Genomic DNA, 13,180 nt, shown 5'->3' with positions numbered 1-13,180 from the left:
ACACCCGGTTCAGCACCCGCAGCAGCGTGGACTTACCCGATCCGGACGGCCCGATGACGGTGGTCGTCTTCCCGGCGTCCACATGGATGTCCACGCCGCGCAGGATCTCGTTGTTGCCCAGGCGCAGCCGCGGTGCCACCCGCATCGGAGCGCACCGCGTCTACTTCCGGTCTTATTCTGTCCCGTCCGGAGGAATTTCGGGCAGGCCCTCGCTCGCGCGCAGTTTCTCCGCCATGGAGGTCAGCAGGTTCTGCGACTCCTCGGAGAGATCGAACGCCCGGCTCGACAGCCGGCGCAGCCCGTAACCCTGTAGCTGCGAGAGCAGTTCGAGATCATGGTCGATCTTCGCGGCGTAGATGTCGTTGAAGAAGTAGTCGGGCTTGACCTTGAAGAACTTCGCCAGGGCGGCGACAGTCTCGTCGGACGGATTCGTCCGCTGACCCGACCGTAACTGCGACAGATACGGTTTGGAGATCGGATGACCGGATGCCGTCAGTGCGGCCGCTACCTCTGCATTGGTGTGCGGCTTACGCCCTGGGGGATGCACGGTTTCGAACAGCTTGTTCAGCCGCGCCGCGAAATCAGCCATTGTGAGCCGCCCAATTCCCTTCACTGTACTAACAGTCGTTATCTCGGATACCTATCATTGATATTAGCGGCTCAGTAACTGAAAACCTACGCCTGATTCCGGATTTCCTTGAAGCTTCTAGGTGTGTATCCGGAGAAGTGGACCGTGGTATCGCGTTTGCGGGTTGCCCGCACGGATCTTGTGGACCGCTTATACCGCCAGGTAGCCGCCCGTCGCGGGGGTCTTCCGGCGCGGGCGGCGAGTTGCCTCCGGATTGCTGTTACCCCCGCGGGGGGTGCGTATACCCCTTTGTGTGGCGTACGACACGTCCGCCGAACGCTGAGATGAACGTTCAACCTACAGTGTGGAATTTCTCGGTGCTCCGGGGCTCTTGCCTGTGAAGTGGCACTATCGCCCCGGAGTACCGAAGGGCTGCAGAGGAATTCGGTGCGGTCTCAGAGGCGCTCGATGATCGTTCCTGTCGCGAGTGCGCCACCGGCGCACATGAGTACCATCGCAATGCCGCGGTCGGAACGTTCGAGTTCATGCAAGGCAGTGGTGATCAGCCGGGACCCGGTCGACCCCACCGGATGGCCCAATGCGATTGCGCCGCCGTTCACATTTACCCGGTCGAAATCAGGCTGATGCACCTGCGCCCACGACAATGCCACAGACGCGAATGCTTCGTTGATCTCGAACAGATCAATATCGTTGATGGTCATCCCGGAACGTTCGAGCAGCCGGCTGCAGGCCTGCACCGGTCCGTCCAGATGGAACTCCGGCTCCGAGCCCACGAGGCACTGGGTCACCACGCGAGCTCGCGGGCGCAGGCCCTCGCGCTGGGCGGCCTGCTCGTCCATCAGCAGCACGGCCGCGGCGCCGTCGGAGATCTGCGAGGAGGTACCGGCGGTGTGGATACCGCCTTCCAGGACCGGCTTCAGCTTGGCCAAGCTCTCCGCGTTGGTTTCGCGCAGCCCCTGATCGCGGGTGACCTCCTGCTTCTCGCCGGTCGGGTTGCCCTCCTTGTCGACGACCGGGGCGGTGATCGTCAGAACCTCGCGGTCGAAACGTCCCTCGGCCCAGGCCTGCGCGGCCAGCCGCTGCGACCGGACACCGAGCGCGTCCACATCCTCGCGAGTGATCCCGCGCCGCTTGGCGATTCGTTCGGCGGCCTCGAACTGGTTGGGCATATCGATATCCCACGAGGCGGGTCGCCGGGGGCCGGCGTTCTCGCCGACATTGGCACCCAGCGGCACCTGGCTCATCGCCTCGACACCGCAGGCGACACCGATATCGATGGCCCCGGCGGCGATCAGCCCGGCGACCAGATGGTTGGCCTGCTGGGCCGAACCGCACTGGGCGTCGATGGTCGTGGCGCCCACCTGCCACGGCAGGCCGGCGGCGAGCCAGGCCGTGCGGGTGATGTTGTTCGACTGTGCGCCCGCCTGGGTGACGCAGCCGCCGATGATCTGCTCGACCTTGGCCGGGTCGAGATGGGCGCGATCGAGCAGCCCGCGCTGGGCGAGACCGAGGATCTCGGCCGCGTGCAGTCCGGACAGCCAGCCGTTGCGCTTACCGATAGGGGTGCGAGCGGCCTCGACAATGACGGGTGTGCCCATGGTGAACCTTTCGTTTCGGACATAAAACTGTAACGTGTTCCGCGCAGGGGGCGAGGCAAGATCAGTCCGGTTTCTTTCCTCATTCTGGGGCCTGTGCTTCAATGATTGTAGAACGTGTTTCAGTTTGTCGAAGGAGACATCTGGTGGTGGATACGCGCATGGGCCGGCCGAACCTGCCGGAGGGGTTCGACGTCACGGATCCCGATATGTACGTGCAGCGGGTGCCGGTCGAGGAGTTCGCCGAACTCCGCCGTACCGCGCCGATCTGGTGGCAGGAGAAATCGCCCGAGGTCGGCGGTTTCCACGACGACGGCTTCTGGGTCGTCACCAAGCATGCCGACATCAAGGAGGTCTCGCGGCGCAGCGATGTCTTCTCGACCTACGAGAACACCGCACTCCCGCGGTTCAACGACGATATCGAGCGCGAGCAGATCGAACTGCAGCGTTTCATCCTGCTGAACATGGACCCACCCGAGCACACCCGGATGCGCAAGATCATCTCGCGGGGGTTCACGCCGCGCGCGATCAACTCGCTGCGCGACGAGCTGTCCAAGCGCACCGAGGCCATCGTCAAGGCCGCGGCTGAGGCCGGGTCGGGCGATTTCGTCACCCAGATCGCCTGTGAACTGCCCCTGCAGGCGATCGCCGAACTGATCGGTGTACCGCAGGAAGACCGGATGAAGGTATTCACCTGGTCCAACGAGATGACCGGCTACGACGATCCGGAAATCGATGTGGATCCCGTGCAGGCCTCCACCGAACTGCTCGGATACGCCTATGCCATGGCCGAGGCCCGCAAGGCCTGCCCGGCCGACGATATCGTCACCACCCTGGTCGAAGCCGATATCGACGGCGAATCCCTCAAGTCGGAGGAGTTCGGCTTCTTCGTGATGCTGCTGGCGGTCGCGGGTAACGAGACCACTCGTAACGCCATCACCCACGGCATGATCGCCTTCCTGGAGAACCCCGACCAGTGGGAGCTCTACAAGAAGCACCGCCCCAAGACCGCGGCCGACGAGATCATCCGCTGGGCCAGCCCGATCACCACCTTCCAGCGCACTGCGCTCGAGGACACCGAACTCGGCGGCGTGCAGATCAAGAAGGGCCAGCGGGTGCTGTTGGTGTACCGGTCGGCGAACTTCGACGAGGACGTTTTCGAGAACCCGATGAAGTTCGACATCATGCGCGAGGACAACCCGCATGTGGCCTTCGGCGGGACCGGCGCGCACTACTGCATCGGCGCCAACCTGGCCAAACTGGAGATCGATCTGATCTTCAACGCCATCGCCGACCATATGCCAGATATCTCCAAGCTGGGCGATCCGCGGCGCTTGCGCTCCGGCTGGCTCAACGGGATCAAGGAATTCCAGGTCGACTACAAGACCTGCCCGGTGACGGGTCAGACCGCGAGCTGAGCACCACGACACGATAGTTGCCGGGCCCACGACCGGGCTGCTATCGGTGGACCGCGCGGTTGTTGCGGCAGCGCGGTACGCGATTACGTCCCCCACCAGAAGGTGCGGGGCCGAAACTCTTTCCTGGGTGCTGCCGTGATCACTCGGTAGCGGGGGCCGCAGCGGGCAGGCAAGTCGCGCTGGCACGGGGTTTTCGGTGCCACGGGCGAAAAGGTCCACGCGGTGTCGCCGGCCGGTTCGGTCGGGCCGCTACCGGCGATTTCGTACCCGGTACGGGATGCCGGGTACGGGAGGGCGGCTGGACCTAGTGGGGGGCGCCCCCGGATCGGACCCGGAGCGCGGGGGTGACGCGAAACGGCCCCGCACAGCATGAGCTGTGCGGGGCCGCTTCGTGTAGAAGCCGATCGGCAGGCGGACCGTGAGGGGTCGATCCGGGAGCCGATCAGCCGATCGGGGTGGCCGTGGCCATGGCGCGATCTACTTCCCAGAACGCGCGCAGGGCGAGGATCCTTCCCGCATCGTCCACCTTGTAGGTGAAAACTCCTTCGGCGTCGATGCGGTGACCGCCGATGATGCTGCGAATCGTGCCCGTGAACGCGACCTCCGCACCGCACGCGAAGGAGTCGCCGAACAGGAATTCGATCGAATCGGTTCCCGCGATCGCCTTGTCCCAGAAGGCCGCGATCGCTTCGGCTCCGCGATGCCCTTTGCCCTCGGGGTCGAAACCGGAGGGGCCGATGGGGTCTTCTACGATCCCGTCCGGCGCGAACAGGGCGAGCCAGGCGTCCTTGTCCCGGGCGCGGACCGCGGCCTGCGAGGCCAGACCGGCGGCGCGGGCCGGATGTTCGTCGCTGCTCATGGGTTTCCTCTCGAAAACCGGGGGGGCCCGGGGGGGGCGCCCCCGGGGGGGCGGGGGATGGGGTTGGGGGTAGCTCGCGCCCGCGGGGGGGGGGGGGGGCCGCCCCCCCCCGGGTGCTCAGGTGATCGGGTTCTGGATGTTCTCTTCGGCGAAGGCGCGCAGCGCGTCCTTCTTCGCCTCGATATCGCCGTCGAATCCGATCCCGGCGGCCAGCCAGGGCACCACGATGGCGTCGGTGACGCCGGCGTCGTACTGCTCCTGGTAGCCGTCGCGCCCGAACTTGTCGATGCAGACCGCCTGGATCTCGAACGGCACATCGGCGCGGCCGTATTCGGCGCGGAGATCACCCAGCCGGGCGATGGTGGTCTGCAGATCGGCGAATTTCATCATGGCCGAGGTCCAGCCGTCCCCGACCCGGGCGGCCCGGCGTAGCGCCACCTCGGTGTGCCCACCGATGTAGAACGGCACCGGTTCGCTCGGCGCGGGGCTCATCTGCAGTTCGTCGAAATCGAAGAATTCGCCGTGGTACTCGACCATGCCGCCGGCGAGAACTTTCTTGATGACCTCGATCATCTCGTCGACCCGGGCGCCGCGGCGCGCGTACGGCACCCCGCACCATTCGAATTCCTCCGGCGCCCAGCCGATGCCCACGCCGAACCCGAACCGGTTACCGGACAGGTTCGCCACCGACCCCACCTGGCGGGCCAGCAGCAGCGGATTCCGGGAACCCAGTTTGAGCACATTGGTGTAGAAGCGGAGCCGGGTGGTCACCGCGGCCATGGCGGTCGCGGCGATCAGTGGATCCACCCACGGCGTCTCCGGACCCCAGAAGCGGCTGCCGTCCGGGGTGTACGGATACTTCGCCGCCTGCGATTTCATATAGAACAGCGAATCCGGCAGCGCGATCGAGGTGAACCCGACCTCTTCGGCCGTTTTCGCGAGTTCGGGCAGCTGGTCCAGCGGACTCAGCGCGATCCCGAGGCTGAACTGCAGCGTCATCGGCGTTCCGATCCCACGACCCACATCGAGAAGTACTGCGAGCCACCGCCGTAGGCGTGACCCATCGCCTTGCGGGCGTTCTCGACCTGGTAGTCGCCGGCCCGGCCCATCACCTGTTTGGCGGCTTCGGCGAAGCGGATCATGCCGGAGGCGCCGATCGGGTTGGAGGAGAGCACCCCGCCCGACGGGTTCACCGGCAGCGTCCCGCCGATTTCGGTTTCCCCCTTGTCAGTGAGTTTCCAGCCGTCGCCGGGCGCGGCGAAGCCCAGGTTCTCCAGCCACATCGGCTCGAACCAGGAGAACGGCACATAGATCTCGGCGGCATCGATCTCGGCCAGTGGATCGGTGATCCCGGCCTGCGCCCACAGCGCCTTGGCCGCTTCCTGGCCGGCCTGCGGGTTCACCTGGTCGCGGCCGGCGTAGGCGAGCGGTTCGGTGCGCATGGCGGTCGCGTGGATCCAGCCGACCTTCTTACCGGCGGCTTCCATCGCGGTGGCCGATTGCTCGCCGCCGATCACGACGGCGCAGGCGCCGTCGGAGGAGGGGCAGGTCTCGTCGAACCGGATGGGGTCCCAGAGCATCTGCGAGGACAGCACCTCTTCGACTGTTTTGTCGCCCTGTTTGAGATGCGCATGCGGGTTCTTGGCGCCGTTGCGGCGGTCCTTCGCCGCGACCATGGCGCCCACATGCAGCGGCGCGTTCGACCGCCGGATATAAGACCGCACATGCGGCGCGAAATACCCGCCCGCGCCCGCGCCGACCGGCATGGTGAACGGCACCGGAATCGACAGCGCCCACATGGCATTCGATTCCGACTGCTTCTCCCAGGCGATGGCCAGCACCCGCTCGTGCACGCCGCCCTGCACCATATTGGCGGCCACACACGCGGTGGACCCGCCGACCGAACCGGCGGTGTGCACCCGCAGCAGCGGTTTACCCGGGGCGCCCAGCGCATCGGCCAGGTACAGCTCGGGCATCATCATGCCCTCGAACATGTCGGGGGCCTTGCCGATGACGATGGCGTCGATATCGGCCATGGTCAGTTCGGCGTCGGCCAGGGCCCGGTCGATGGCTTCGCGGCACAGCCCGGCCATCGAGACATCGCTGCGTTTCGCTACGTGGTGGGTTTGTCCGGTACCCAGCACCGCGGCGGGGAAACTCATCGGCGGGCCTCCGAATCGAGAACGGTCACAAGGTTTTGCTGCAGGGCGGGCCCGCTGGTGGCGTGTGCCAGGGTGCGTCCGGCGTCGCCGGCCATGATCGCGTGCGCGGCGTAGCCGATCCGCTCCAGTCCGGTGGCGAACATCGGATTCGCGGCCAGCGCACCGCCGTTCGGGTTGACCTTGGTCTCCGGTTTCAGGCCGAGGGCTTCGGTCAGGATGAGCTGCTGATGGCTGAACGGCGCGTGCAGCTCGGCGATATCGATACCGCTGGTATCGCCACCGGTCACCGCCTGGCCCGCGGCCGCCGCCGAGGGAGAGACGGTGAGATCGCGCGCGCCCAGCACACTGGAATCGATCCGGTGCGCCATACCCGTGATCCACGCGGGACGTTCGCACAGCTCCCGGGCCCGGTCGCCGACCGCGAGCACGATGGCCGCGGCGCCGTCGGTGATGGGCGCGCAATCGTGTTCGCGCAGCGGGTCGGCGACATACGGAGCGGCCAGCAGATCGTCGACCGATTTACCGTCGACGGTGTGCGCGGCCGAAACCGCGGCCATATCGCGTTCGGTCCAGCGTCCGGCGTCGAGCCCGGCGCGGGCCTGCAACCCGGCAACGGCCAGCGAATCCGGCCACAGCGGCGCGACCAGATACGGGTCGAGCTGGGTGGTGAGCACCTGGCGCAACGTGCTCGCGGAGGATTTACCGAAGCCGTAGACCAGGGCGGTTTCCGCCTGGCCGGAGCGCAGTTTCACCCACGCCTCGTACAAGGCCCAGGCGGCGTCCATCTCCACATGGGATTCGTTGATCGGCGGGACGGCGCCGATCGAATCGATCGCGGAGATGAACGAGAAGGATCGGCCGGCCAGATAGTCCGACGAGCCGGAGCACCAGAAGCCGATATCGGATTTGGTGATGCCCAACTGGTCGTAGAGCTGCTGGAAACAGGGCACCAGCATCTCCACACCGTTGGTGGTGCCGTAGGTCTCCGCCACATGTGGTGCGTGCGCGAAGCCGACGACGGCGATCTCGGTGGCGTTGTCGATGGAACGCTCGGTGATGGTCACGCGGGGAGCCCTCTCACAGGTGATGCTTGTAGGTGTCGTAATCGGCATCCGGCTCGCCGGTCGGCTCGAAATGGTCGATATTGGCCATGGTGTGGCCCCACTCCTCGCGCGGCTTCCAGACGACCTTGACCCGCATACCCATCCGCACCTCACTGGCGTCGCAGCCGAGCACCAGATGCAGGAAGGGGATATCCGCGCCGTCGAGCAGCACATACGCGGCCACATACGGTGGCTTGATCCGCTGCCCCAGGAACGGCACATTCACGATGCAGAACGTAGTGACCGTGCCGGTCTCGGCCAGTTCCACCGTTTCCGCGGTGGAACGCCCGGTCATCGGATCGACGCCGCGCGGCGGGAAATACACCTTGCTGTCCGCATCGGCGCGGGCGCCGATGAGCTTGCCTTCTTTGAGACCGTGCAGGAAGACGGTTTCCTCGGGGGAGGCGGTGTGCTTGTAGTCCATGCCGATCGGCGTGGTGATGATGCCGACCGGTTCGGCATCCGACGCGGGCGCCGGTTCGGCCGTCGGGGTCTCGCCGGGCTCGAAGCAGACGATGTCGTGGATCGTGCCGGTGAGCTCGGCGGCCCAGCGCGCGGTCACCCGCATACCGGTGCTGATCTGCTCCGGGCTCTGCACATCCACCGCGTGCAGCAGTGCGGTATCGGCACCGTCGAGCTGGATCAGCGCGTAGGCGAACGGCCGGTCGAAGGGCTGGCCCGGCAGCGGGTCACGGACCCACGACCACGATTTCACCGTGCCGGTGGTGGCAACTTCCACGAACTCCGACAGCGGTTCGGCGGTCACCGGGTCGAATTCGGCCGGCGGTACGAGTACGCGGCCGTCCGACCCCCGGTTACCGAAGATCCGTCGCTCGCGCAGGCCGGTGAGGAACTTGCCGATGATAGGTCCCACGGAGCGCGTGTAGTCGAACTCCATCCGCAGGGGCGCACTGAGCACATCGCTCGGTTTCAGTCCCGGCGGGCGTTCCTGCGTAATTACCGTGGGTGCAGTATTCCCATGCGTCACGATATCGAGTAGAACAGGTTCTTATTCTGCTGGCAAGCAGTAGGCCGGAAAGGGGTCGGTTGTGAAGTTCGGATTGCAGCTCGGATACTGGGGCGCCGCGCCGCCGCCGCACGCCGCGGAAGTTGTGGTGGCCGCCGAGGAAGCCGGGTTCGACGCGGTGTTCGCCGCCGAATCCTGGGGGTCGGACGCCTTCACCCCGCTGGCCTGGTGGGGTTCGGCCACCGAGCGGGTGCGGCTGGGCACCTCGGTCGTGCAGCTGTCCGCCCGCACCCCGACGGCGACGGCCATGCACGCGCTGACCCTCGACCATCTCAGCGGCGGCCGCGCGATCCTCGGCCTCGGCGTTTCCGGTCCGCAAGTGGTGGAGGGCTGGTATGGGCAGCCGTTTGCCAAACCATTGCAGCGCACCCGCGAATACGTCGAGATCGTGCGCAAGGTGCTGGCCCGCGAGGCGCCGGTGACCAGCGACGGGTCGAACTATCCGCTGCCGTTCACCGGCGCCGGCGCCACCGGACTGGGTAAACCGCTGAAGCCGATAACCCACCCGTTACGTGCGGATCTACCGATCTGGCTGGGCGCCGAGGGGCCGAAGAACGTGGCGCTCACGGCGGAAATCGCCGACGGCTGGCTGGCGATCTACTACACCCCGCGCATGGCCGGCGTCTACAACGAATGGCTCGACGAGGGCTTCGCCCGCCCGGGTGCCCGCCGTTCGCGGGACGAATTCGAAATAGCCGCCACCGCCCAGGTGATCATCACCGACGACCCCGCCGCCGAGATCGAACGCATGCGCTGGATCACCTCGCTCTACATCGGCGGCATGGGTGCGCCGGAACTGAATTTCCACGCCCAGGTGTACCGCCGGATGGGCTACGAGAAGGAGGTCGAGGAGATCGGCCGCCTCTTCCAGTCGGGCAAGAAAGCCGAAGCCGCCGCCGCGGTACCGGACGAACTGGTGCTGGAGACCGCGATCGTCGGCAACGAGGCTCGAGTTCGCGAACAGATCGGCGTCTGGGAGTCCTCGGGTGTCACCATGCTGCTGGTCTCGGTGCCTGATGTGGAGCAACTGAAACGCTTGGCGCCACTGCTCACCACCGAGTGAACTTGTTACAGAAAATCTCTACTCGGCGACCGCCGGGAAGAGAGGGCCTGTGGTCATGCTGCTGATCCAGACCTGGACGAACACGGTGGCGCCGCCGAACCGCACCGACGCCGTGCCGGATGACAACGACATCCCACGCCCGGATCTCCCGGCGATGTGCACGGCGGCGTCCTCCGCATCACCTCACGATGATGCGGAGATCATTGTCGTCAGGTCCAGGGCGAGCAATCCGTCTGCGCAGCCGATGTACAGTGCCGGGGGATCTGCGACAAGCGCAACGCATTGCGACGCCAGCGGTAGAACCCGCGGCGTACGCGCCACCTCGAGGGGCCACAACCGGACCGTGTCGTCATCACCGCTGATCAGCATCGTCGCTTCAGCCGGCGTCGGCCAGAATACAAGTGCGTTCACCGGTCCGCCGTGCCCCACTCGCGGTTCACCGATCGCCACCTCCGCGGCGAGATCCCATAATTGGACGGTCCCGTCGATGTCCCCGGAGGCCAGCACCTGCCGGCCGTCCCGCAGACGACCGAACGCCAGGACGTGCGCGGTGGAGCGGTGGCCGGTCGGCAGTTCGGCGACGACGCCGTGGGCGGGGTCCCACAGCCGTATGGCACCGTCAGCCACGCCGACAGCCAGCACCGCACCTCCGCTCGTTGTCGGCCCCCAAGCCACCGTCCGTATCCCATCGCGGTCGGCGGCCAATGGTTCCCCGAGCGTTCTGCCCGTGGCCATATCCCATACTCGAACGTAGCCCTTGTCCTCGTGGTACGAAGTCGATCCACCGGCCGCCAGAACTGTTCTGCCGTCCTCGAGGCTCCCGATGGCCATCGTCCGCACGGCGCAGCCCAGTTTCCATGGACGACCAACGGCTGCCCCGGTGGCCGGGTCCCAGAGCCGGACCATTCCGTCGCTGCCGCCGGAAGCCACAACTACCTGCCCGGTGGCCGTACGGCCGAACGCCACCGCGGCTCCATGCGGGTGTGCGGCCATCGGATGACCTGTCGGCGTACCGGTTACCGGCTCCCAGAGACGCACTACACCGTCCCGGCCGCCGGAGACCAATCGCGCACGCCCATCCGCCAGCCGCCCGAACGCCAGCGACCGGACCTCGCCCACGAGGTTCTGCTCCCGGTCGGCTGGTCGCACGGCAGGGCCGGGTTCCCACAGTCGTACGGTTCTGTCGAACCCTCCCGATGCCAGGACGGTGCGGCCGTCGTCGCGCACACCGAATTCGACCGCGGTGACCCAGTGGGTATGTCCCGCCAGGGGCGGGCACACCTGTGATCCATCGGCAACATCCCAAACCTGAACCGCCCGGTCGCTGCCGGCGGCCACCACCACCCGTCCATCGGTCAGTCGCCCGAATGCCACGCCGGTCGAACCTGCCGCATGCGCAATGAACCGGATCGGCACATCGGTCTGGGCACTCGGATCCCAGAGGCGGATTCCGTCTCCTCCGGCGGTTGCCAGCACCACTGTGTCATCTGTGAGCCTGCCGAAGGCAAGGTCCCCGACCCCGCCCTCGTGCGCGATGAACTGTTTCCCACCACGGCGATCACCGATACTCCACAGCCGCACCGCGCCGTCCGCACCGCCTGTGGCCAAAATCGTCCTGCCGTCGCCGAAGTGACCGAACGCCGCCGCGCGAACTACGCCGTCGTGCGCTCTCCTCTCGACGAGCACCTTCTTCGTCTCCGCATCCCACAGTCGCAGCACACCGTTGTCGCCACCGGCCGCCATCAGTGCGTGCCCCGAGGGCAACCGGTCGAACGCCAATGCGGAGACATAGCGAAACGATGTGCTCGCCCGCGCCTCGTCCGGTACCAGCATGTCCACCAGCTCACCGGTCTTCGTATCCCACAGGCAGGTCATCGCGTGTTTGCCGCCCGAGGCCACTATCACCCGGCCATCGGAGAGTGCACCGAAGGCCAATGCGCGGACCTCGGAGACCGGGGTATACACGGGCCCGCCGGCCACCACCTCGGCGGACATATCCCATAAGTGCACCACGCCGTCGTAGTCGCCACAGGCCACCACGGAGCGGCCGTCGGCAAGCCGTCCGGATGCCATCACATTCACCCAACCCGTAGTGGTCAGCGATATATGGGGCATACTCCCGGCCAGATGGGACCAGCGCACACGGTCGTCGCGGACGAGTGGATCCCGCAATCCGAGCCGGGTAGCGGTGAGTGCCCGGACGAGGTTTCTGTCGGTCCGCGTACCGGCGAGCGGACCTTGCGCGACCATTGTCGTCACAATGGTCGCGGGCAATCCAACTCCGCTGAAAGATTCGGTCCGGAACGCCTCCGTCGCGACTGCCGTGGGATCGAGTCGATCCAGCAGACCCACCCGCTCACCCAACTCCCGCCACAGCCCGGCCACGCCCACGTGCTCAGCCAGATAACGCCGCAGATATCCGTCGACCGGCTCCGCGCGGTCCACCGCCGCGCTACCGCACCCCAACAGTGCCCGCGCGATATGCTGTTCCGCCGATGTCTCGCAATCTGCCTCTGCTCGGTACCACTCGACGAAGGTCCGGTGCGCCAAACGGTAGACCGTAACCCCGAACTCGGTGTCCTGCATGATGTACGGCGCGGCGAGTGCGAGCGCGGTCTCGATATCGGTGTCCCCGATCGGCTCTGGGCCCAGTGCCGATGCGACGCGGGCCCAGATACCGCCGGTGCGGGGAAACCCGTTTCCGCGGGCGCGGGCCAGCGCCCGCAACAGGACCTCGACCTTCGGCGCGGTCGCCGCCAGGCGTGCCACCGCGTGCCGGAAGAGACCGCGGTGACCGGAGTCGAGGATCGCGGTCGACTGTTCGGCGGCCGTGAGGAGTTCGGGGCGCGCAAGGATTTCGTGCACGGCCAGCCGGGCGAACAAGAACGGCTGCCGATAGCCACCGATCAGTTCGGCGAGTTCGACGAAACAGTCCACTTCGGGTTCCGGGATTCCGGACCGCCGGAGCCGAGTGCGTACGTACCGGCGAACTGCCGCCGGGTCCTGCTCGAGCACGAGAAAGTTGCCGCTGTCCGCACCTAGCGCGTCGATCACATCCGTGTCGGACGGGGGGATATCAGGGAGGTCGTGTATCGATTGCCTGGTTCCGACGAGAACCTTCGTCCCGCCCCGGCGAGCGACTCGGCGCAGAACCAACGCCACGCTGTGCGGATCGCGGGATTCGTCCAGTGCGTCGACAATAATCGTCCGTCTCGTATCGGACTCGGGTGCCCGGAACAGCGTTGCCGCGTCCTCGCCTATCGCCTCGGCCAGCGCTGTCACTACTTCGGCCGCGGTGCGACCGCTAAGGTGCAGCACCGCGTCGAAGCGAACGCCGACAGGGCGTAATTCCTCGGGGACTCGG

General features: G+C 66.5%; 11 protein-coding genes. 2 read left to right on the top strand and 9 right to left on the bottom strand.

The genetic code is table 11. The features are described 5' to 3' along the window. The 3 genes from QH276_RS29370 to QH276_RS29360 all read right to left on the bottom strand — a co-directional run. Nucleotides 1-145: ATP-binding cassette domain-containing protein (locus QH276_RS29370; protein ID WP_280406972.1), on the bottom strand; the 145-nt coding region annotated here is incomplete at its 3' end. 27 nt (nucleotides 146-172) lie between these two features. Continuing rightward, nucleotides 173-589 carry a helix-turn-helix domain-containing protein gene (locus tag QH276_RS29365; protein ID WP_011207048.1) on the bottom strand — a complete coding sequence of 139 codons (417 nt, stop codon included), beginning with the start codon at nucleotides 587-589 and terminating at the stop codon, nucleotides 173-175. A 434-nt stretch (nucleotides 590-1,023) separates the two neighbouring features. Then, nucleotides 1,024-2,187, bottom strand: a complete 1,164-nt coding sequence (locus QH276_RS29360; RefSeq protein ID WP_280400407.1) for a steroid 3-ketoacyl-CoA thiolase — start codon at nucleotides 2,185-2,187, stop codon at nucleotides 1,024-1,026. 158 nt (nucleotides 2,188-2,345) lie between these two features. On the opposite strand from QH276_RS29360, the gene QH276_RS29355 reads away from it, so the two are divergent. After that, nucleotides 2,346-3,602, top strand: a complete 1,257-nt coding sequence (locus QH276_RS29355) for a cytochrome P450 (protein WP_280400408.1) — start codon at nucleotides 2,346-2,348, stop codon at nucleotides 3,600-3,602. A 442-nt stretch (nucleotides 3,603-4,044) separates the two neighbouring features. Here QH276_RS29355 and QH276_RS29350 read toward each other — a convergent pair whose 3' ends face one another. From QH276_RS29350 to QH276_RS29330, 5 genes are all read right to left on the bottom strand, one after another. Continuing rightward, nucleotides 4,045-4,461, bottom strand: coding sequence for a nuclear transport factor 2 family protein (locus QH276_RS29350; protein ID WP_280406970.1), 417 nt, complete (start codon nucleotides 4,459-4,461; stop codon nucleotides 4,045-4,047). A gap of 117 nt (nucleotides 4,462-4,578) precedes the next feature. Next, a complete protein-coding gene (locus QH276_RS29345; protein WP_280406971.1) occupies nucleotides 4,579-5,454 on the bottom strand; it encodes a TIGR03619 family F420-dependent LLM class oxidoreductase in 876 nt (291 codons plus the stop codon). Between the two features lie 2 nt (nucleotides 5,455-5,456). Then, nucleotides 5,457-6,623 carry a thiolase domain-containing protein gene (locus QH276_RS29340; protein WP_280396993.1) on the bottom strand — a complete coding sequence of 389 codons (1,167 nt, stop codon included), beginning with the start codon at nucleotides 6,621-6,623 and terminating at the stop codon, nucleotides 5,457-5,459. Continuing rightward, complete coding sequence (locus QH276_RS29335) at nucleotides 6,620-7,687, bottom strand: thiolase domain-containing protein (protein ID WP_280396994.1); 1,068 nt, start codon at nucleotides 7,685-7,687, stop codon at nucleotides 6,620-6,622. Before QH276_RS29335 ends, QH276_RS29340 begins: the two co-directional genes overlap by 4 nt. A gap of 13 nt (nucleotides 7,688-7,700) precedes the next feature. Beyond that, the gene (locus QH276_RS29330; RefSeq protein ID WP_432278553.1) at nucleotides 7,701-8,714 is read right to left on the bottom strand and encodes a Zn-ribbon domain-containing OB-fold protein; all 1,014 of its coding nucleotides are present in this window, start codon (nucleotides 8,712-8,714) and stop codon (nucleotides 7,701-7,703) included. Nucleotides 8,715-8,775: 61 nt separating this feature from the next. Here QH276_RS29330 and QH276_RS29325 point away from each other — a divergent pair, with 61 nt between their 5' ends. Further along, nucleotides 8,776-9,816 (top strand): LLM class F420-dependent oxidoreductase, encoded by a 1,041-nt coding sequence (locus QH276_RS29325; protein WP_280396995.1) that lies wholly within the window; start codon nucleotides 8,776-8,778, stop codon nucleotides 9,814-9,816. 183 nt (nucleotides 9,817-9,999) lie between these two features. On the opposite strand, the gene QH276_RS29320 is transcribed toward QH276_RS29325, so the two are convergent. Continuing rightward, a partial coding sequence (locus QH276_RS29320; protein ID WP_280406969.1) for a WD40 repeat domain-containing protein occupies nucleotides 10,000-13,180 on the bottom strand: 3,181 nt, incomplete at its 5' end.

It is taken from the genome of Nocardia carnea (assembly GCF_029869215.1).
Lineage (GTDB): Bacteria > Actinomycetota > Actinomycetes > Mycobacteriales > Mycobacteriaceae > Nocardia > Nocardia carnea_B.
This window is presented reverse-complemented; position numbering and strand designations above follow the sequence as displayed.

Bases quoted from the DNA above. Each gene is read 5' to 3' on its own strand.
- QH276_RS29365 (WP_011207048.1), bottom strand. From the start codon at position 589: ATGGCTGATTTCGCGGCGCGGCTGAACAAGCTGTTCGAAACCGTGCAT.
- QH276_RS29360 (WP_280400407.1), bottom strand. From the start codon at position 2,187: ATGGGCACACCCGTCATTGTCGAGGCCGCTCGCACCCCTATCGGTAAG.
- QH276_RS29355 (WP_280400408.1), top strand. From the start codon at position 2,346: ATGGGCCGGCCGAACCTGCCGGAGGGGTTCGACGTCACGGATCCCGAT.
- QH276_RS29350 (WP_280406970.1), bottom strand. From the start codon at position 4,461: ATGAGCAGCGACGAACATCCGGCCCGCGCCGCCGGTCTGGCCTCGCAG.
- QH276_RS29340 (WP_280396993.1), bottom strand. From the start codon at position 6,623: ATGAGTTTCCCCGCCGCGGTGCTGGGTACCGGACAAACCCACCACGTA.